We start from the raw sequence: 18,483 nt of genomic DNA on the forward strand, positions 1-18,483 counted from the left end.
GAAAAGAAGCTAAGGTGACTTAGCTTCTTTTCCTTTTGTACAGTTATATAAGGGATTTTCATTGAATATAGTTAAGTGGATAGCATTAGGGAGGTGCAACATGAATCAGCAAGGTGTATTTACAGATTACTTTCATGAAGTAGAAAATTGGTGTGAAAGTGTTCTTCACGTATTAGATAGCCGCGCAATGGAAGTGTATGATGTCCATATGCTTGCTTATAAAATTCAGGCGTTGTTAGAGCGTATGAAAGAGCATGAGTATGAAACAGATGCAGAGTTTATGTATGAAATAAGTGATGATGTAGAACATATTCAGCATCACTTGCAGGAAGTATTTATGCAAGAAGAAGAGGAATATGAATTATATGAAAGAGGGGATAGCGAACGAGCTGTTCCAATTGGAGGACATACACTCCCGCCATTACCTTATCCGTATAATGCGTTAGAACCTTATATTTCTAAAGAAATTATGATGTTACACCATGATAAACATCATCGGAGTTACGTGGAAGGGTTAAATAAAGCAGAGAAGATGATGGAAGAAGCGAGAAAAACAAATCAATTTGATTTAATTAAGCATTGGGAAAGAGAAGCGGCTTTTCATGGGTCAGGTCATTACTTACACACTATATTTTGGAATAACATGAAAAAAGACGGTGGTGGGAGTCCAAGAGGTGCTTTTTCACAACAAATCGAACAAGATTTTGGGAGCTTTTTACGTTTCCAAAAACATTTTACAGAAGCGGCCTCTAAAGTAGAAGGTTCAGGCTGGGCAATTCTCGTTTGGGTGCCCCGGTCTGGAAGGTTAGAAATTTTGCAAAGTACACTTCATCAATTATTTACACAATGGGATACGATACCACTCCTTGTACTAGATGTCTGGGAACATGCGTATTATTTACAATACCAAAATCGAAAAGATGAATATATTAAAAACTGGTGGAATGTTGTAAATTGGCCTGATGTAGAAAAAAGGTTTGAAACTGCGAAACAAATTGAATGGACACCATATTAGACGCAAATTCTCTGCGTCTTTTTTAATGGAAGCAGAAGGAAGATTTCGTTCATATTTTAAAAGGCCAAGCATACACTTGTACAAAAAGTGCCAAAAGGACGTGGGGGGAAATATGAGACGAATTTGTGTAATCATTACGCTTCTTATTATGTACGCAAGCGTTATGCCGATTCCTACATATGCAAAGATGAACAGCAATGTCAGTGCTCGAAATGCTGTATTAATGGAGCAACAGTCTGGTCGTGTATTATACGGAAAAGCAGAACATGAACCTCAAAAAATTGCTAGTATAACAAAAATTATGACTGCCTTGTTAGCTGCTGAATCAGGGAAGATGAAAGAAATGGTGTCAGTTAGCAATGAAGCGGTGAGGGTGGAAGGATCAGCAATCTATTTAAAGCCTGGACAAAAAGTGAAGTTAGAAGATTTAGTATACGGACTCATGCTTAGATCTGGTAATGACGCAGCGCAAGTAATTGCTGAAAGTGTGGGTGGGAGTATAGATGGATTCGTATATTTAATGAATGAAAAGGCGAAAGAAATTGGAATGAAAGATACTCACTTCTCAAACCCTCATGGTTTAGATGGAGATGGATCACATTATTCGTCGGCTTACGATATGGCGTTATTAACGAAGTATGCAATGGGAAACGAGTCATTTAAAAAAATCTTTGGAACAAAAACGTATAAATCCGATTCTTGGGATTACCCGTGGAAAAATAAACATAAGTTGGTAACGTCTTATTATGAATTTGCAACAGGAGGAAAAACAGGCTTTACGAAGAAAGCAGGAAGAACGCTTGTTACAACGGCATCAAAAGATGGACTAGATTTAATTGTCGTAACTTTGAGTGCTTCTAGTGATTGGGATGATCATATGAATCTATTTGATAAAGGATTTGAACGTTTCAAGCAAACGAAAGTTTTAGGACAAGGAGCAATTGCTGAAATAAATGAAAAGAAGTATGCCAACCATGTTTATACGAAAAATAGTTTTTCCGTGCCGTTAACTGAAGAGGAAAGAAAGAACGTGTTATTAAAAGTTGAACTGGATAAAAGTATAACGCTTGAGGATGGAGTAAAGGTTGGAAAGACAGATGTTTATGTTGGCAATGAGAAAGTTGGAGAACGGAATTTATTTTATAGTAAACGGAAGTTAGTAGCTACAACGGGACTTTACTGGAATAATGTGAAAGAAATTTTTTCTTACATGATAGGTGTTGGGAACAATGGTTAATCTCGTATGGGTAGCGATGGCTGTCATTGGGATTGTATACGCCATGTTAAATGGAACGATGGAAGAAGTGAATAAGGCTGTATTTGACGGAGCAAAAGATGCAGTAACGATTTGTATAGGACTTATTAGTGTTTTAGTATTTTGGCTTGGTTTAATGAAAATTGCAGAGGAAGCCGGATTGTTAAAAAAATTAGTTTCACTTTTTATGCCGATAGTAAAAAGGTTGTTTCCAGAAATACCAAAGGATCATCCGTCCATGGGATTTATTCTATCAAATATGATGGCAAACTTTTTTGGTCTAGGTAATGCAGCAACCCCTCTTGGTATTAAAGCGATGGAACAACTAAAAGAGTTAAATGGAGGAAAGGATTCGGCGAGCCGTTCTATGGTGACGTTTCTAGCATTAAATACATCAGCTATTACATTAATTCCTACGACAGTCATTTCAATTCGAATGACATATGAATCAGCCAATCCTACTGAAATTGTTGGGGTAACATTTATTGCACAAGTACTTTCTATGATTGGAGCAATTTGGATTGACCGCTATTTTTACCGAAGAAGGAGTAGAAAGGGGCGGAAAAAATGAGTATTGTAAATACAATTTCCTTATGGGTAATCCCTTGTGTAATTGGTTTTATTCTTTTATATGGCACGATAAAGAAAGTGCCGACGTATGAATCGTTCGTTGAGGGAGGAAAAGAAGGGATTCAAATTGCAATTTCCATTTTACCCTTTATGGTTGGAATGCTTGTGTCTATTTCTATATTCCGATCGTCAGGTGCGCTAGATGCAATGATATCAGTAATGAAGCCAATGCTAGATTTAATTCACGTTCCAGCAGAAATCGTTCCATTAGCACTAATACGTCCTATTTCAGGTTCTGCTGGTCTAAGTATTACGACTGATTTAATTGCCACATATGGGCCAGACTCATTCATTGGGAGATTAGCTTCTACGATGCAAGGGAGTACAGATACGACTTTTTATATTTTAACAGTATACTTCGGAGCTGTTGGTATTAGAAAAATGGGAGATGCATTAAAAGTAGGTCTTTTTGCAGATTTAATCGGAATTATTTGCTCGATTGTCTTTGTTTCCCTATTGTTTCAGTAAAGCTATTCATTTTTTATGCTATTTCGCGTATAATACGTATACGACCACTATTAAGGTGTAGCTTAATAGTGGTTTTTTTATGCAGTATTTTTGACAAAATGATGAACTTTTATTGTGAGAAATATGAAAAATATGGACAATAATAAAGGATAAAAACATGATTTGACCTTTATATGTTTAATATCATCGCTATGTTGTTTAAGGGAGATGGGGCGAATAACCGTAAAGCGTATGCGGTTGCCAAGTCTTTCTAATGTAAGGTAAGATAAATTCGAGGTGAAAAAAAGAAATGGAACGATTACAAAAAGTGATTGCGCAAGCAGGTATTGCATCGAGAAGAAAGGCTGAGGAATTAATTCAGCAAGGAAAAGTGAAAGTTAACGGAAAAATAGTGAAAGAGTTAGGAACAAAAGTAACTCCTCAAGATAAAGTAGAAGTAAATAACATCCCTCTTGAAAAAGAAGAACCTGTTTATTTTTTACTATATAAACCAACTGGTGTAATTTCAAGTGTATCAGATGATAAAGGTAGAAGTGTTGTAACAGACTTTTTCCCTGAAATTACACAACGTTTATTCCCAATCGGACGTCTAGATTATGATACGTCAGGAGTATTATTAATGACAAACGACGGGGACTTCGCAAATATATTAATGCATCCTAAATATAAAGTTGAAAAAACGTATGTTGCAAAAATAAAAGGCCCATTAACAGGTGAGAAAATTCGCATGTTAGAACGCGGTGTTGCATTAGAAGATGGTAAAACAGCACCAGCACATGTGAAAATTATTTCTTGGGACAAGCGTAAAGAGATGGCTATTGTACAATTAACAATTCATGAAGGACGTAATCGTCAAGTACGTCGTATGTTTGAAGCGTTAGACTGTAAAGTAGTGAAATTAAAACGTGAACGTTATGCTTTCTTAGAAGTAGGAAGCCTGCGACCTGGTGATGCGAGAGAATTGACACCACATGAGGTGAAACAATTACGCGCGCTTGCTTCTACAAAGCCAAGATAAGCTATAGAGTTAAAAATTCACCAGTGGAGTGCTCTGCTGGTGATTTATTCAATACAACATTTACAGAAGATAATACATAACATTTACCGAGGAGAGGAGAGGTAATATGAAGAAAAATCGCTTATTATTTCGCGTTATTATTCTACTCATTTTATGTGGTGCTGTAGGATTTACCCTTTATCAAGGATTCTTTGCTAATAAAGAGAAAATGCAAATCGGAAAAGAAGCACCTAACTTTGTTGTGACGGATTTAGAAGGGAAGAAAATTGAACTAAAAGATTTAAAGGGAAAAGGTGTATTTTTAAACTTTTGGGGTACGTGGTGTAAACCTTGTGAAAAAGAAATGCCTTATATGAATGAATTATATCCAAAGTATAAAGAAAAAGGCGTTGAAATCATAGCGTTAGATGCAGATGAAACGGATATTGCAGTAAAGAACTTTGTGAACCAATATGGTTTGAAATTCCCAGTTGCTATTGATAAAGGACAAAAGATTATAGGAACATATGGAGTAGGTCCATTACCGACAAGCTTTTTGATTGATAAAGATGGAAAAGTAGTGGAGCAAATTATAGGTGAACAAACGAAAGAACAGTTAGAAGGATATTTAAAGAAAATTACTCCGTAATAAAGAAAGCCTTTACATAAGAGGTGCGTGTCTATAGTGCCTCTGATTTAAAAATTCTGAGTATTGCGGTAACTCGAGGTTAGAATATACAATAGTACATATAGATACAGGGGCGGTGAGAGTGTTGAAAGAAATTAAATGTGAATGTGGACATGTTAATCCGATAGGAACCGTTTTTTGTGAAGCTTGCGGGAAACCATTTGAAAGCAAAGAAAATGCAAAACTATTGGATATGCGCTATGAGGGGAGTGCACGGAGATCTCTCACGCAAACAAAAACGATAGTCGATAAAATTTGGAGCTTTTTCTCTTCTGTAAAAGTCGGTGTATGGCTAATCGTAATAACTTTAGCTGCATCAGCGATAGGAACTATTTTTCCGCAAGAAATGTACATAACTCCAGGGATTGCACCAGCTGAATATTATAAGCAAGAATACGGATTTTTAGGGCAATTATACTATCAATTAGGATTTAATAATTTATACGGTTCATGGTGGTATATGATTTTGATTGCTTCTATCGGTATTTCACTTGTGATATGTAGTTTAGACCGCGTTATTCCACTTTATAAAGCTTTAAAAAAGCAAGGCGTAAAAAGACATCCTAGCTTTTTAAAGAGACAGAGATTATATGGGACTGGTACACCGCAAGATGGTGACCTGGAAAGAGTGCAAAAGAATTTAAAGAAAAGAAACTATAACGTGAAAGTGGAAGACGGAAACGTTTTAGCCGAAAAGGGACGCTTCTCGCGTTGGGGTCCATATGTAAATCATATCGGTCTTATTATCTTTTTATTCGGTGCGATGCTTCGTTTTTTACCGAGTATGTACGTAGACGAAGCACTTTGGTTACGTGATGGTGAAACGAAAGAAATACCAGGGACGGATGGACAATACTACTTAAAAAACGAGAAATTTATAAAAGAAGTTTATGATAAAAGTAAGGACAAGGAAGTTTTTGAGGAAGCGATTGATCGTGTAGGCGATAAAATGATTGCGAAAAACTTCCAAACGAATGCTGTATTATATAAAGCTGTGGGCGAAAATATAGCAGGGCAAAAACCAAAGTTGGAAAAAGTAAAAGAAGCGGAAATTCGAGTAAATGAACCACTGAAATTTGATCAATTTGCAGTGTATCAAGTGGATTATAAAGAAAGTGAATTTAAAAGTATGTCCTTCAACTTGCAAAATAAAGAAAATAATCAAAAATGGGGACCGATTAAAGTAGATTTAACGAATCCTAAGGAAAAATATGATTTAGGAAATGGTTATTCTCTAGAACTATTAAGCTATTTTCCTGATTTTTATTTTGATGAGAATGGAAAACCGAATACAAAAACGAAATTACCGAACAATCCTGCATTTGTATTTAAAATGTTTACACCTGAAACACCAGATGGTGAAGTGAGTTTTGTTGGTATTCAGCAAAATATAGAACCTGATGGAAACAACAAATATAAAATGTCGTTTGCGGGTGTTGAAATGCAAAATGCAACAGCACTTACTGTAAGAAAAGATTTAACGCTTTGGATTCTCGGTATTGGAGGATTTATATTTATGGTTGGTGTCATTCAAGGTATGTATTGGAATCATCGCCGTATTTGGATACAACGTGTTAATGATGAATGGTGGATTGCAGGGCATACGAATAAAAATTGGTTCGGTTTAAAGAAAGATATTGAAAGAGTAATAGAAGGTACAGCAATTCCACAGCCAAATGATAAAGTAATCGATAAAAAAATTAGTTAAGGTGGGGAAACGATATGGTGCAAATAAGTAGTAACTTTCTCTTTACCGCATTTATTTTATATTTAATTGCGACTCTATTTTTTGGTGGAGCCATTAAAGAAAAGGGTCATAAATGGGCAAATGTAGGAATAACAATTACAATTTTAGGGTTTATAGCACAAACAGTATATTTTGTTACAAGGTGGATTGCATCAGGGCATGCGCCAGTTAGTAACTTTTTTGAATTCGGTACATTTTTCGGCATGATGCTTGTAGGAGCATTTATTGTAATGTATTTTATGTACCGCGTAAGTATAATTGGACTATTTGCATTACCAGTTGCGCTTTTATTAATTGCCTATGCAAGTATGTTTCCGAGGGAAATATCTCCGCTTATTCCATCTTTAAAAAGTAATTGGTTACATATTCACGTGACGACTGCAGCAGCAGGACAAGCAATTTTAGCGATTAGTTTTATTACGGGCGTCATGTATTTATTAAAAAATGTAGATCAATCAACGAGAAGTAAACGGACATTTTGGCTAGAGACGGTAGTGTTTACGCTTGTTTGTACAGTTGGATTTATTGGAGTAACAACGGTATTTTCTAGTATGAAATATGAAGCGAAGTTTCAATGGGTTGATAAAAATGAACAACAACTGGAAATGAAGTACAATCTTCCAGCTTTAGTAGGACCGCACGAAGGGAAGTTATTGACGGAAAATAAATTAGAACCGGTAGTTGAAGTTCCAGCGATTGTAAATGCGAAAAAATTAAATACTGTTATTTGGTCAGTGTTAGTTGGAACATTACTTTATATTGTATTAAGGCTTGTTTTACGGAAGCGAGTATCGGCGGCACTTCAGCCGTTAGTAAAGAATACGAATAGTGATTTACTAGATGAAATCGGATATCGATCTATTGCAATTGGATTCCCAGTTTTCACATTAGGAGCGTTAATTTTTGCAATGATTTGGGCTCAAATAGCGTGGACGCGTTTTTGGGGCTGGGATCCGAAAGAGGTTTGGGCACTTATAACGTGGCTCTTTTATGCTGCAGTACTACATTTACGATTATCTAAAGGGTGGCATGGAGAGAAATCAGCTTGGCTTGCAGTAATTGGTTTTGCAATTATTATGTTTAACTTTATTGTAGTAAACTTAATTATTGCCGGTTTACATTCATATGCATAGAGAAATAAAATAGGAGAGTGCATGTCACTTTCCTATTTTATTTTTGTCAACTTTTCTTCTTTTTTGAGAAAAACATGACAAAGTAGCGGTTGATTTTGTAAAATGATGTCGAGGACATTATATACTGTTCAAAAAAAATACATAGTTTTGGAAAAAAATTGAACAAAATTTATTATTCTTGTGAAGCATAATATGGGAAGTGAAACATTTAGAAGATTGCTTAAATAAACGAGAATAGCGCAACATAATAGTAAAGAAGGGTAGGTGTGAACCGCTGAGGTGAGAGTACGCAGCGGGTAGAGATGGAAAATGAATCAAGAATTTTAATTGTAGATGATGAGGATCGTATTCGTCGTTTATTGAAAATGTACTTAGAAAGAGAACAATACACAATTGAAGAAGCAGATAATGGTGATACAGCTTTAGAAATGGCGTTGCAAAATGATTACGATTTAATCTTATTAGATCTTATGATGCCTGGTAAAGATGGCATTGAAGTATGTAAAGGGGTTCGTGAGAAGAAAGCGACACCAATTATTATGCTGACAGCAAAAGGTGAAGAAGTAAATAGAGTACAAGGATTTGAAGTTGGAACAGATGATTATATTGTAAAGCCATTTAGTCCACGTGAGGTCGTGCTACGTGTGAAAGCGGTATTACGTCGTGCTGTACCAACAACATTCTTTACACAAGATACAACGACAAAAGATGTTACTGTATTCCCGCACTTAACAATTGATAACGATGCACACCGTGTTACTGCAGATGGTAATGAAGTAAACTTAACGCCGAAAGAATATGAGTTACTATTATTTTTAGCGAAAGCTCCTGATAAAGTATTCGATCGTGAGCAACTGTTAAAAGAAGTATGGCAATATGAATTCTTCGGAGATTTACGTACAGTTGATACACATGTAAAACGTTTACGTGAGAAGTTAAGCAAAAAATCACCAGATGCAGCGAAAATGATTGTTACTGTTTGGGGTGTAGGTTACAAATTTGAGGTTGTGAACGACTGATGCTTTGGAGAAGTGTAGTAGGGAAGTTATGGATGACCATATTACTTCTCGTTTCGTTCGTGCTTGGATTTGTTGCGATTTTACTTTCACAGTTTTTTAGAACATACTATGTTGATATGAGTGAAGCTAGGCTTCAAAAAGTCGCAACAAGTGTTTCAGAGTTAATTGAAGAAGGTGCCGATGTAAAAACGATTGAGAATATCGCTTACAAATTCTCTGATCCACTTTCAAGGATTATTATTGTAGAAGATGGTAAAGAAATCTCTTCTTCACCGAAACAAGAAGGATTAGTCACTCTTACAATGGATGACTTAAACGAAGATAAAGAATTAGCGGCTGTGTTTACAGACAAAAAAGAAATTAAGAATAACATTAGAAAAGCGTCTAATAGTAGGAAGAATAAAAACACCGAAAATGATATTATGATCGTCGGAAAACCAGTGCAATCAAAAAATCAAAGTGCAGTGTTCGTATATGAATCTTTACAAGTACCGATACAAGGTATGGAAAGAACGACTGATTTTATTTTCTTATCGGCTGGAATTGCGATTATATTAACAACTTTCTTTGCGTTCTTCTTATCTACTCGAATTACAGCACCACTTCGTAAAATGCGTGAGGTTGCTTTTGAAGTGTCGCGTGGGAAGTTTGATGCGAAAGCTCCTATGGTATCTCAGGATGAGATTGGTGAGCTTGCAACAGCCTTAAATCAAATGGGAAAACAGTTGAAGTTTAATATGAACGCCTTGCAACAAGAGAAAGAACAGTTAGCTAGTATTTTAAGTAGTATGGCAGATGGGGTTATTACATTAAATCAAGAAGGTGAAGTTGTAGTAATCAATCCGCCGGCCGAACATTTCTTACAAGTTTGGCAAGAAGAAAAAGAGATAGAGCTAAGTAAAAAACTACCTTCTGAACTTGTGGAACTATTCCATCTTGTTGTAGAAAGTGAACAACAACAAGTTGTTGAAATTAATTTACAAAAAGGGAACTATGTAGTTCTTATGACGCCGCTTTACAATCAAACGAAAATTCGTGGAGCTGTAGCGGTACTGCGAGATATGACGGAAGAACGCCGTCTTGAAAAGATGCGTCAAGACTTTATTGCGAATGTATCGCATGAACTTCGTACACCAATGGTAATGCTGCAAGGGTATAGTGAAGCGATTTTAGATGATATTGTGCAAACGAAAGAAGAAATTGATGAGTTTGTTCAAATCATTTATGATGAATCCGTTCGTTTAGGTAAACTTGTAAATGAATTATTAGATTTAGCACGCATGGAAAGTGGTAATGTAGAGTTACATATAGGTGAAGTTGATATTCATCCTTTCGTTGAAAAAATAGGTCGTAAATTCCAAGGGATTGCAAAGGATAAAGAGGTCGCGTTAACGGTTGATTTCAAAGATTCAATTGAACAATACCCGTTTGATGCAGATCGTATGGAACAAGTATTGACGAATTTAATTGATAACGCAATACGTCATACAAACGCAGGCGGACATGTAACGCTTGTAATTGATTCGAAAAATAATGGCCTCATTTTTGAAGTACAAGATTCGGGTGCAGGCATTCCAGAAGAGGATATTCCATTTTTATTTGATCGTTTCTATAAAGCTGATAAAGCAAGAACACGTGGGAAAAAGGGTGGAACAGGACTCGGGCTTGCGATTGCGAAAAATATTGTTCAAGGTCATGATGGTAAAATTTCTGTTTCAAGTGTTGTCGGAGAAGGAACTACATTCTCTGTATATTTACCGAATCGTATAATTTAGATATGTGTTTTTAAAGTTGATAATGAATAAAGTTCTGCTGTTTTTTATTTTTTTGTAAACTCAATTAAATAAAGAATGGTAGAACTTTTTTCTATGTTGCTCGAATAAAGAATAACAAGAGAGGTGCTGTGAAGAAATGAAATTATATACAAAAACAGGAGATAAAGGAACGACAAGTGTAATAGGCGGTAGGGTTGATAAAGATGATATCCGTGTGGAAGCGTATGGAACAATAGACGAGGCGAATTCTCATATCGGATATGCAATGACTAAGCTTCAAGGCGGGACTTATAGAGATATTTACAATGAGCTCGAAAATATTCAACATGAGCTATTTGATTGCGGAGGAGACTTGGCAATAGTGGAACAAAAAATTCCTTATAAGGTGACAATTGAGATGGTTGAAAGCTTAGAAAGAAAGATTGATTTGTATATAGAAGAAGCACCGCCGCTAGAGCGCTTTATTTTACCAGGTGGAAGCGAGTCGGCAGCTGCTATTCATATTGCACGTACAGTTGTAAGGCGAGCAGAACGATGTATCGTGTCCTTACAAAAAGAAGGAGAAATAAATGAAGTTGTTCTAAAGTATGTAAATAGATTATCTGACTATTTATTTGCAGTAGCTAGAGTAATAAATGCCCGATTACAAGTGAAAGATGTGGAGTATAACCGTAGTGCATTAGTTTTTCGTGATAAGAAAGAGAAGGAAGTGGAGTAATTCACTTTCTTTTTTTGTATACTTTTTTCTGTAATATACCAAAATAGAGAAGGTATGGTGGTAATTAGAAAACGGAGGATGTATATGAAAGTTTTAAAATGCGGAGTCATGTTATTGAGTATACTGTTTGTATCTCAATTACATGTTTATGCAGAAGAAAATCGATGGACATGGCCTGTTGAAGGTCAGATAAGTGATTATTTTGGGACAAGGCATGGAAAACACTATGGTATTGATGTAGCTGCACCGATTGGAACGCCTGTGGCAGCTATCCAAGATGGTAAGGTAACGAAGTCTTATTATTCAAGTAGTTATGGAAATGTTGTATTTATTAAACACGGAGAATATGAGGCTGTATATGCACATTTAAATAAGAGATATGTGGGTCAAGGAGATTATATTTCAAAAGGTGAAAAAATTGGAGAAGTAGGGAACACGGGAGAATCGCGAGGTGCACACTTACATCTAGAACTTCATCAAGGAAGATGGACGATGGCGAAAAAGAATGCGATGAACCCATTGCTTGTTTTAAGTGAACAAAGAAATGAAGTTGTTTCTTCATCATTATATGTCGTACAAAAAGGGGATACTTTAGTTAGTATTGCACGGAAATTTAGTATGACACTTAAGGAAATTAAAGAAAAAAATGGATTGCAGCAAGAGCTAATTTATCCTAATCAACAATTATATGTTAAGTAAAGGCAACGTCTCAAAAATTAAACTTTGAATATTCTTAAATAAGGTTCAATGTAAATGAAATTATATGGGCGCTTCTGCTAGAAGTATTGAGTGAATTAGAGTATTTATATCTAAAAGAAAACCGTCCCAAAATTTATTTTGGGACGGCTTCTTTTACCAAAAAATAAAGACACATATAAATCCAGAAATAGCTAAATAGCTATATAAGTAAAAAACTTTTGTTCTTGTTTTCTCTTTTGTTCGAAACAGTACGATAGTCGGTTCAATTAAACCGATTGTCAAACAAAGTAGGCCAAGAAGCATACAACCAATCGAAATAGAATACAGGGCGATTTGTGGTGCTTGAAATGGAATCATCCATTTTAATAAAAATGCAATAAGTGCAGTGTAACAAATGCTACCGATGTATTTATTCAGTGGTGTATTAGAACGAAAACCAGGAAGTTTTTTTAAGAAAGAGCGGGAAACAACTTCTGTTTGTAAAGATGTATGCTCTTCAATAATTCTTTGAGCTTCTTTTCCTTTTTGAAAAAGGGATAAGATCCAATTTCGCTCACCCTGAAAAATAAATTGAGAAGTTGTCAAATAGTGATCAATCTTCACTTTACTCCAACTTTTCCACGGATGACGCTCACACAATTTTAATTTACTTTCTGTTTTTTTATCATACTGATAAATACTGATGCCATCTTCATCGAAAGTAGCATAGTATGTCTCGTTTGAGAATGTGCCTAAATCAATTGGGCAGTAGAAAAGTAATTCTTTTTTTAAGTAAAAGTATTCTTTTCTTAAGTTTTTTTTCATTGCTTCTCGAATAGAATATCTCTTTTCTTTTTTCATGACATTTCCTCCATAACTCAGAAAATGTTCTTATCTTAACAATTCAATATCTTATCACTTTTAATTATATATGACTAGGTAATTCAAAAGAGAAATGCCGAATAATAAAAAATATGGATTGTATTGTAAAATATCTCGCAATTTATTTATTGTTACGAAAAATAAATAACTAATTTTAAATAAGTTACAATTTTTTTGTTCACAATGTTATGAGGTTGTTGTATAATGAAGGGGAAAATAGAATATCGGTCTATCTTCGGGGCAGGGTGAAAATCCCGACCGGCGGTGATGAACTATTTATGATTTTGTTCTAAGCCCGCGAGCCGTTAAGGCAGGATTTGGTGTGATTCCAAAGCCGACAGTACAGTCTGGATGGGAGAAGATGGAGGTTCAAGCGTTCAAAAAAGATATGGATTTGAACGTCTGTTTGATGTGCCTTAAATTCTCCCTTTGTGTAAAACACAAAGGGTTTTTTCGTTCTATGAAAAAATAGGCATAGCAGAACCTTTCCACTTTCCATGAGATGATCGATGGAAAAGGAGAGAGAAAGATGAAACAAAAAAACAGTGTGGTGCAGATGGTGAGTGTAGCGATGCTAAGTAGTATTGCATATTTACTAATGATGTTAGATTTCCCGTTCCCAGGGCTCCCGCCATTTTTGAAAATTGATTTTAGTGATGTACCAGCTCTAATTGCAGCAATTATCTTTGGACCAGTAGCTGGAGTGATTGTAGAGGCAATAAAGAACATTTTACATTACGGGATTCAAGGAAGTTTAACGGGAGTACCAGTTGGAGAAATTGCAAACTTTATTGCAGGATGTTTATTTATTGGACCAGCAGCTTTCTTATTTAGAAAGTATCGTACTGTGAAGAGTTTAACGACAGGGTTAATGCTAGGGACAATTACAATGGCACTTATTATGAGTGTATTAAACTACATCATCATATTCCCGGCGTACACTTGGTTTTTAAATTCACCAGCTATGTCTAGCGAAGCTATAAGAACAACGGTTGTAACGGCAATCTTACCATTTAATTTAATTAAAGGAATTGTTGTAACAATTGTATTTGTGGCATTATTCTCACGCCTGAAAGTATGGGTGTTTGCAAAAATGAAAAATGCATAATATATATAAACCATTAGTAGTGTGGAACTACTAATGGTTTTTTATTAAGGAAAATAAAATTTAGATACAAAAAATGCCCCTCATCAATATGAGGGGCATTTTTTGAAGTTAATAAAAGACTATTCAAATTTTAAAGCGTCTCCGTCGAATGATTCGTCAGCAACTTTAATTGAGTCAGTTGGACAGCCTTCGAATGCATCCATCATATCTTCAATTAATACATCTGGAATTTCAACGATACCTTGGTTATCGTCTAATGTTACAAATGCAATACCTTCATCATCATAGTCATAAATGTCTGGTGCAGCAGCGCCACAAGCACCACATGCAATACAAGTATCTTTATCAACGATTGTATATTTTGCCATCTTTTTTCCCTCCTGATAATATGTATGTGAAAAGCTTGCCATAAAAATTATAACCTTATTGTAAAACGGTTTGTAAAACTTTTCAACATAAAATTATAATGATAATGCTTATCAATTAGAGTGTCAACTTATTTTTGAATTATGTCATAAGATTTTCAAAATACGTAAATATGATTTCGTTTGATACAATAGAATATATACAAGTATATAGTTCTTATTATGATAAGTTTAATGAGCGACAGTAGATAGTGTAATTGTACTGAAAAGAATGAAGTTAAGATTGGAAGGTGGAAGCGGTCATGCAAATACAATATACTTTGTTGCATTGTTTAAAACAATTGAATGGTGAAAGAACCGTTTCATCTATTTATTATTTACTAAAGGGCAAACGTTCTTCGCAAACTTTACAAGATGGAAATATGTTTAGAATTTCTTTTTTGTTCGGAATATATAAATCATTAAATAGAAATGACTATGATGGTGAAGTTGTAAAGTTGTTGCAAGCAGATTTTATTCAAGAAATACATGAAAATACATATGTGTTAACACCTAAGGGTAAAACGCAGTTACATAAATGGGAGGAAGTTTATGCTTTTCCAGCGCATTTGCATGGTTTACATTATGGAGAATTAGGTGAAACATTTTGGAAAAGATTTTCATTGATTATTCAAACTATATCAAATTTACAACAGAATAATACTAAGTTTATCCCGATTCAACAAGATACAGAAATAATGATGTGGGTGAAACGTTTTCTAACAGGAAGGCCATATAAGAGAAGTGAATTGGCGAGAAAACTGTGGACGGAAGTACATAATCTTTTAGAAAAAAGTAATGCGATAGAAGCGACGATTGTAACATATCGACTAACGGGTTATGAACGGATTGGTTGTACATTGCAACAATTAGCAGAAATTACGAAACAAGATATGTTCAGGGTGTATTTTTTATTTTGGGGTACAATGCATTTCTTTATACAAGAAGTTCGTGATAAAGAAAATGAATTTCCGCTATTAGCTGAAATTATATCTTATCCAAATGAGAGAGCTGAACTATTTAGTTTATCCACGAAAAAAACATATAATTTTTGGAGACAAGGGCGTTCTTTAGAAGAAATAGCAACGATTCGGAATTTGAAGGTTGCAACGATAGAAGATCATTTTGTTGAAATTGCTTTGCGAGAAAAAGATTTTTCTATTGAAATGTTTATGGAAAAAGAAAAGATAGACAAAGTAATAAAAGTAATTGAAGCATTGCAAACGCGGAAGTTACGTGTTTTGAAACAAGCGATTGGAGAAGATATCTCTTATTTTGAAGTTCGTCTTGTATTAGCGCGGATGGAGGGTGTAAATGAAACTTGAAGAATATTTATATAAGTGGTTTGGATATTCTGAATTTCGTCCAGGTCAAAAAGGAGTTATTACAGATTTATTAGAAGGAAAAGATGTGATAGCAATGCTTCCGACTGGAAGAGGAAAGTCTATGTGCTATCAGTTTCCGGGGCTTATGCGAGAAGGAACAGTGCTTGTTGTATCGCCGTTATTATCTTTAATGGAAGATCAAGTGACACAATTAAAGTATGTTGTGAAAAACCGAGTGATAGCATTTAATAGTTTTCGGACATTAAATGAAAAAAGAGAAGCGATGAAAAAATTATCTTCATATAAATTTATTTTTGTTTCACCAGAGATGTTACAGTCGGAGTTATTAATTAGGGAATTGAAGAAAATTCATATTTCATTATTTGTTGTTGATGAGGCTCATTGTATTTCTCAATGGGGTTATGATTTTAGACCGGACTATAAGAAACTAAATGTAGTTATTGAAAATATTGGTTCTCCTACAGTGTTAGCATTGACAGCCACAGCGACAAAAGGGGTACTGCAAGATATCGCAGACAGTTTAAATTTAAAGGGTGCCGCGGAACATGTATACTCTATTGACCGTCCTAATATTGCAATGGAGGTGCAATTTGTAGAGACGATAGAAGAAAAGAAAGAGGCGCTTTTGGAGCAGGTGATGTATTTACAAGGGCCGGGGATTGTATATTGTTCAAGTAGAGCGTGGACAGAAAGGTTAACGGAATACTTGAGAGGGAAAGGTGTTACTGGTGTAGCTTTTTATCATGGTGGTATGGAACATGAAGAGCGTATGTTAATTCAACAGCAGTTTATGAACGATCAATTGCAGCTTGTAATATGTACAAGTGCATTTGGTATGGGGGTAAATAAGGCGAATACGCAATATATTATTCATTTTCATTATCCAACTAATATAGCTTCTTACTTACAAGAAATCGGAAGAGCTGGAAGAGATGGCAAACCGAGTATAGCTATTTTATTGTGTAGTCCGTTGGATCATGATTTACCACTTTCAATCATTGAGGATGAATTGCCAAGTAAGTCGCAAATACAATTTTTATTTTCTTTACTACAAGAAAGAATGTTTCAAACGAAAGAATTACCAATAGAAGATGTAGAAGAAATTTGTTATAATGCAGCAAGATTTAATGAGCAATATTGGCGTTTCGTTCGTTATCATCTCGAACAGGTTGGAATTATACAACAACGAAGATTATTATTAGAGGGTTTGTCAGATGAAATTATGAACCGATTAATAGCTGAAGTAGAAATAAGGTTGCGTAATAAATATAGTGAATTAGAAAATATGAAGTCATGGATACGAGTTAGAGGATGTAGACGTGAATATGTGCTGCAACAGTTCGGTTATAGGAAAGAGAAAGAGTTAAATAATTGCTGCGATTATTGCGGTATTACAAAAGAAGATTATAAAAAAAGACGAGCGCAACAATCGGATTTCGACTATAATTGGGAAACAGAGTTACAAAAGCTTTTCGGCCTAGAAAAGATGGAGGAATGATGAACATTCAAAGGCATAATGTTGAAGATATGAGTCCGCAGGAAATAAGGCTGAATCTATATATAACACAGTTAATTATTATCGGTATTGGCTGTTTACTAGCATATATATTATTTCAAGATGTAAAAGAAGTGTTTAATTTATGGAAATGGGAACCAGTATCTATACTTATTATAGGTGGTTTGTTAGCGATTGGTATTGTGTTATTAGATTATGTTGCAATGCGAGTGTTTCCAGAGTCTTGGTTTGATGATGGTGGTATTAACGATAAGATGTTTCGAGGAATGTCGGTTCTACATTTACTCGTTATTACGTTCGTAATCGGTTTTGCAGAAGAATTTTTATTTAGAGGTGTAGTGCAGACTCATTTTGGAATTGTAATTGCGAGTTTAGTATTTGCAGTGTTACATATTCGTTATATAACAAAGCCATTTTTGTTTTGTTTCGTCTGTTTCATTAGTTTTGTCTTTGGTTATGTATTTGAATGGACAGGGAATTTGTTTATAACAATCTTTGCACACTTTCTTGTTGATTTTATAATGGGACTCCAATTAAGAAAATAAATGGAAGGTGGTGGTGAACAACATGAGGAAACGAATTCCTGATTTTGAAGAGGAATTAGAAGTTGAGCGAGTGGAAGAAAAAGAAAGTTTACCGCCGCGTAGTGAAATTCATAGAAATAAAGAGAAAAAACAAAAGTTTAAAATAAATCACATTTTCGTCCGGGTTTTAACATTTCTATTCATTCTGCTGCCAATTAGTATTTTGTGGTATACGGATAAATATATTCAGGTGAAGGGCGATAGTAATAATGCCGGGAAAAGTGCGTTTGAAGTAATCTTCTTTGATTCAGCTAAATCTGATTCACAGAAACAGTCTGAAAAAGCGATAACGCATACTGTGAAAGAGGGAGAAACTTTAGAAAGTATAGCGAAGCAATATTTTTCGGATGAAAATGGGATTGAAGTCATTAAAAAGTATAATAACTTGCAAGAAGATGAAGTGAGTGCAGGGCAAGAATTAAAAATTCCGATAAAAGATAAATCCACAAAGCAAGAGAGCTAGTGAATTAAGCGATCACAATTTGTTATAAAAGCCTAGGATTATCTTTATGAGGAGGGG

The 18,483-nt window shown here is 35.0% G+C and carries 19 protein-coding genes and 1 riboswitch; of the genes, 17 read left to right on the forward strand and 2 right to left on the reverse strand.

What is annotated here, in order from left to right:
* The first annotated feature begins 100 nt into the window (after positions 1–100).
* The 12 genes from MR167_RS04820 (at position 101) to MR167_RS04875 (ending at position 12,144) form a co-directional block, all read left to right on the forward strand.
* The gene (locus MR167_RS04820; protein WP_001075736.1) at positions 101–1,015 is read left to right on the forward strand and encodes a superoxide dismutase; all 915 of its coding nucleotides are present in this window, start codon (positions 101–103) and stop codon (positions 1,013–1,015) included.
* 112 nt (positions 1,016–1,127) lie between these two features.
* A complete protein-coding gene (locus tag MR167_RS04825) occupies positions 1,128–2,252 on the forward strand; it encodes a D-alanyl-D-alanine carboxypeptidase family protein (protein ID WP_001252627.1) in 1,125 nt (374 codons plus the stop codon).
* Entirely contained in the window at positions 2,245–2,841 is a 597-nt protein-coding gene (gene spmA / locus MR167_RS04830) for a nucleoside recognition domain-containing protein (RefSeq protein WP_242314088.1), read from the forward strand. Before MR167_RS04825 ends, spmA begins: the two co-directional genes overlap by 8 nt.
* Positions 2,838–3,368 carry a spore maturation protein SpmB gene (spmB, locus tag MR167_RS04835; protein WP_000029514.1) on the forward strand — a complete coding sequence of 177 codons (531 nt, stop codon included), beginning with the start codon at positions 2,838–2,840 and terminating at the stop codon, positions 3,366–3,368. The genes spmA and spmB overlap by 4 nt, the downstream gene beginning before the upstream one ends.
* 289 nt (positions 3,369–3,657) lie before the next feature.
* Positions 3,658–4,386, forward strand: a complete 729-nt coding sequence (gene rluB, locus MR167_RS04840) for a 23S rRNA pseudouridine(2605) synthase RluB (RefSeq protein WP_000440553.1) — start codon at positions 3,658–3,660, stop codon at positions 4,384–4,386.
* A 106-nt stretch (positions 4,387–4,492) separates the two neighbouring features.
* Entirely contained in the window at positions 4,493–5,014 is a 522-nt protein-coding gene (gene resA / locus MR167_RS04845) for a thiol-disulfide oxidoreductase ResA (protein ID WP_000742194.1), read from the forward strand.
* Positions 5,015–5,135: 121 nt separating this feature from the next.
* Positions 5,136–6,761, forward strand: coding sequence for a cytochrome c biogenesis protein ResB (resB, locus tag MR167_RS04850; protein ID WP_242314091.1), 1,626 nt, complete (start codon positions 5,136–5,138; stop codon positions 6,759–6,761).
* Between the two features lie 14 nt (positions 6,762–6,775).
* Positions 6,776–7,933 (forward strand): cytochrome c biogenesis protein ResC, encoded by a 1,158-nt coding sequence (resC, locus tag MR167_RS04855; protein ID WP_086397275.1) that lies wholly within the window; start codon positions 6,776–6,778, stop codon positions 7,931–7,933.
* Positions 7,934–8,235: 302 nt separating this feature from the next.
* The gene (resD, locus tag MR167_RS04860; protein ID WP_000426861.1) at positions 8,236–8,952 is read left to right on the forward strand and encodes a DNA-binding response regulator ResD; all 717 of its coding nucleotides are present in this window, start codon (positions 8,236–8,238) and stop codon (positions 8,950–8,952) included.
* Positions 8,952–10,727, forward strand: a complete 1,776-nt coding sequence (gene resE / locus MR167_RS04865; protein ID WP_081359108.1) for a sensor histidine kinase ResE — start codon at positions 8,952–8,954, stop codon at positions 10,725–10,727. Before resD ends, resE begins: the two co-directional genes overlap by 1 nt.
* A gap of 136 nt (positions 10,728–10,863) precedes the next feature.
* Entirely contained in the window at positions 10,864–11,445 is a 582-nt protein-coding gene (locus tag MR167_RS04870; RefSeq protein WP_000781274.1) for a cob(I)yrinic acid a,c-diamide adenosyltransferase, read from the forward strand.
* Between the two features lie 84 nt (positions 11,446–11,529).
* Complete coding sequence (locus tag MR167_RS04875) at positions 11,530–12,144, forward strand: peptidoglycan DD-metalloendopeptidase family protein (RefSeq protein ID WP_000866113.1); 615 nt, start codon at positions 11,530–11,532, stop codon at positions 12,142–12,144.
* A gap of 153 nt (positions 12,145–12,297) precedes the next feature.
* On the opposite strand, the gene MR167_RS04880 is transcribed toward MR167_RS04875, so the two are convergent.
* On the reverse strand, positions 12,298–12,984 hold the full coding sequence (locus MR167_RS04880) for a hypothetical protein (RefSeq protein ID WP_242297226.1): 687 nt from the start codon (positions 12,982–12,984) through the stop codon (positions 12,298–12,300).
* A 248-nt stretch (positions 12,985–13,232) separates the two neighbouring features.
* Positions 13,233–13,372: riboswitch (FMN riboswitch) on the forward strand.
* A 162-nt stretch (positions 13,373–13,534) separates the two neighbouring features.
* On the opposite strand from MR167_RS04880, the gene MR167_RS04885 reads away from it, so the two are divergent.
* The gene (locus MR167_RS04885; RefSeq protein WP_000810856.1) at positions 13,535–14,113 is read left to right on the forward strand and encodes an ECF transporter S component; all 579 of its coding nucleotides are present in this window, start codon (positions 13,535–13,537) and stop codon (positions 14,111–14,113) included.
* Between the two features lie 119 nt (positions 14,114–14,232).
* On the opposite strand, the gene MR167_RS04890 is transcribed toward MR167_RS04885, so the two are convergent.
* Positions 14,233–14,481, reverse strand: a complete 249-nt coding sequence (locus MR167_RS04890) for a ferredoxin (RefSeq protein WP_001151993.1) — start codon at positions 14,479–14,481, stop codon at positions 14,233–14,235.
* A 299-nt stretch (positions 14,482–14,780) separates the two neighbouring features.
* Between MR167_RS04890 and MR167_RS04895 the strand changes: the two genes are divergently transcribed.
* The 4 genes from MR167_RS04895 to MR167_RS04910 are packed head-to-tail and all read left to right on the forward strand — an operon-like array spanning position 14,781 to position 18,426.
* Positions 14,781–15,842 (forward strand): YpbB family protein, encoded by a 1,062-nt coding sequence (locus tag MR167_RS04895; RefSeq protein WP_063675152.1) that lies wholly within the window; start codon positions 14,781–14,783, stop codon positions 15,840–15,842.
* A complete protein-coding gene (recQ, locus tag MR167_RS04900; protein ID WP_242314093.1) occupies positions 15,832–17,361 on the forward strand; it encodes an ATP-dependent DNA helicase RecQ in 1,530 nt (509 codons plus the stop codon). Before MR167_RS04895 ends, recQ begins: the two co-directional genes overlap by 11 nt.
* Positions 17,361–17,924 carry a CPBP family intramembrane glutamic endopeptidase gene (locus tag MR167_RS04905; RefSeq protein ID WP_001025781.1) on the forward strand — a complete coding sequence of 188 codons (564 nt, stop codon included), beginning with the start codon at positions 17,361–17,363 and terminating at the stop codon, positions 17,922–17,924. The genes recQ and MR167_RS04905 overlap by 1 nt, the downstream gene beginning before the upstream one ends.
* 22 nt (positions 17,925–17,946) lie before the next feature.
* Positions 17,947–18,426: a LysM peptidoglycan-binding domain-containing protein gene (locus MR167_RS04910; RefSeq protein WP_001231548.1), complete on the forward strand. Its 480-nt coding sequence runs from the start codon at positions 17,947–17,949 to the stop codon at positions 18,424–18,426.
* The last annotated feature ends 57 nt before the right edge of the window (positions 18,427–18,483 follow it).

This window comes from Bacillus cereus group sp. BfR-BA-01355 (assembly GCF_022663675.1).
GTDB classification, from domain to species: domain Bacteria; phylum Bacillota; class Bacilli; order Bacillales; family Bacillaceae_G; genus Bacillus_A; species Bacillus_A thuringiensis_S.

Bases quoted from the DNA above. Each gene is read 5' to 3' on its own strand.
- MR167_RS04820 (WP_001075736.1), top strand. From the start codon at position 101: ATGAATCAGCAAGGTGTATTTACAGATTACTTTCATGAAGTAGAAAAT.
- MR167_RS04825 (WP_001252627.1), top strand. From the start codon at position 1,128: ATGAGACGAATTTGTGTAATCATTACGCTTCTTATTATGTACGCAAGC.
- spmA (WP_242314088.1), top strand. From the start codon at position 2,245: ATGGTTAATCTCGTATGGGTAGCGATGGCTGTCATTGGGATTGTATAC.
- spmB (WP_000029514.1), top strand. From the start codon at position 2,838: ATGAGTATTGTAAATACAATTTCCTTATGGGTAATCCCTTGTGTAATT.
- rluB (WP_000440553.1), top strand. From the start codon at position 3,658: ATGGAACGATTACAAAAAGTGATTGCGCAAGCAGGTATTGCATCGAGA.
- resA (WP_000742194.1), top strand. From the start codon at position 4,493: ATGAAGAAAAATCGCTTATTATTTCGCGTTATTATTCTACTCATTTTA.
- resC (WP_086397275.1), top strand. From the start codon at position 6,776: ATGGTGCAAATAAGTAGTAACTTTCTCTTTACCGCATTTATTTTATAT.
- resD (WP_000426861.1), top strand. From the start codon at position 8,236: ATGGAAAATGAATCAAGAATTTTAATTGTAGATGATGAGGATCGTATT.
- resE (WP_081359108.1), top strand. From the start codon at position 8,952: ATGCTTTGGAGAAGTGTAGTAGGGAAGTTATGGATGACCATATTACTT.
- MR167_RS04870 (WP_000781274.1), top strand. From the start codon at position 10,864: ATGAAATTATATACAAAAACAGGAGATAAAGGAACGACAAGTGTAATA.
- MR167_RS04875 (WP_000866113.1), top strand. From the start codon at position 11,530: ATGAAAGTTTTAAAATGCGGAGTCATGTTATTGAGTATACTGTTTGTA.
- MR167_RS04880 (WP_242297226.1), bottom strand. From the start codon at position 12,984: ATGAAAAAAGAAAAGAGATATTCTATTCGAGAAGCAATGAAAAAAAAC.
- MR167_RS04885 (WP_000810856.1), top strand. From the start codon at position 13,535: ATGAAACAAAAAAACAGTGTGGTGCAGATGGTGAGTGTAGCGATGCTA.
- MR167_RS04890 (WP_001151993.1), bottom strand. From the start codon at position 14,481: ATGGCAAAATATACAATCGTTGATAAAGATACTTGTATTGCATGTGGT.
- MR167_RS04895 (WP_063675152.1), top strand. From the start codon at position 14,781: ATGCAAATACAATATACTTTGTTGCATTGTTTAAAACAATTGAATGGT.
- recQ (WP_242314093.1), top strand. From the start codon at position 15,832: ATGAAACTTGAAGAATATTTATATAAGTGGTTTGGATATTCTGAATTT.
- MR167_RS04905 (WP_001025781.1), top strand. From the start codon at position 17,361: ATGAACATTCAAAGGCATAATGTTGAAGATATGAGTCCGCAGGAAATA.
- MR167_RS04910 (WP_001231548.1), top strand. From the start codon at position 17,947: ATGAGGAAACGAATTCCTGATTTTGAAGAGGAATTAGAAGTTGAGCGA.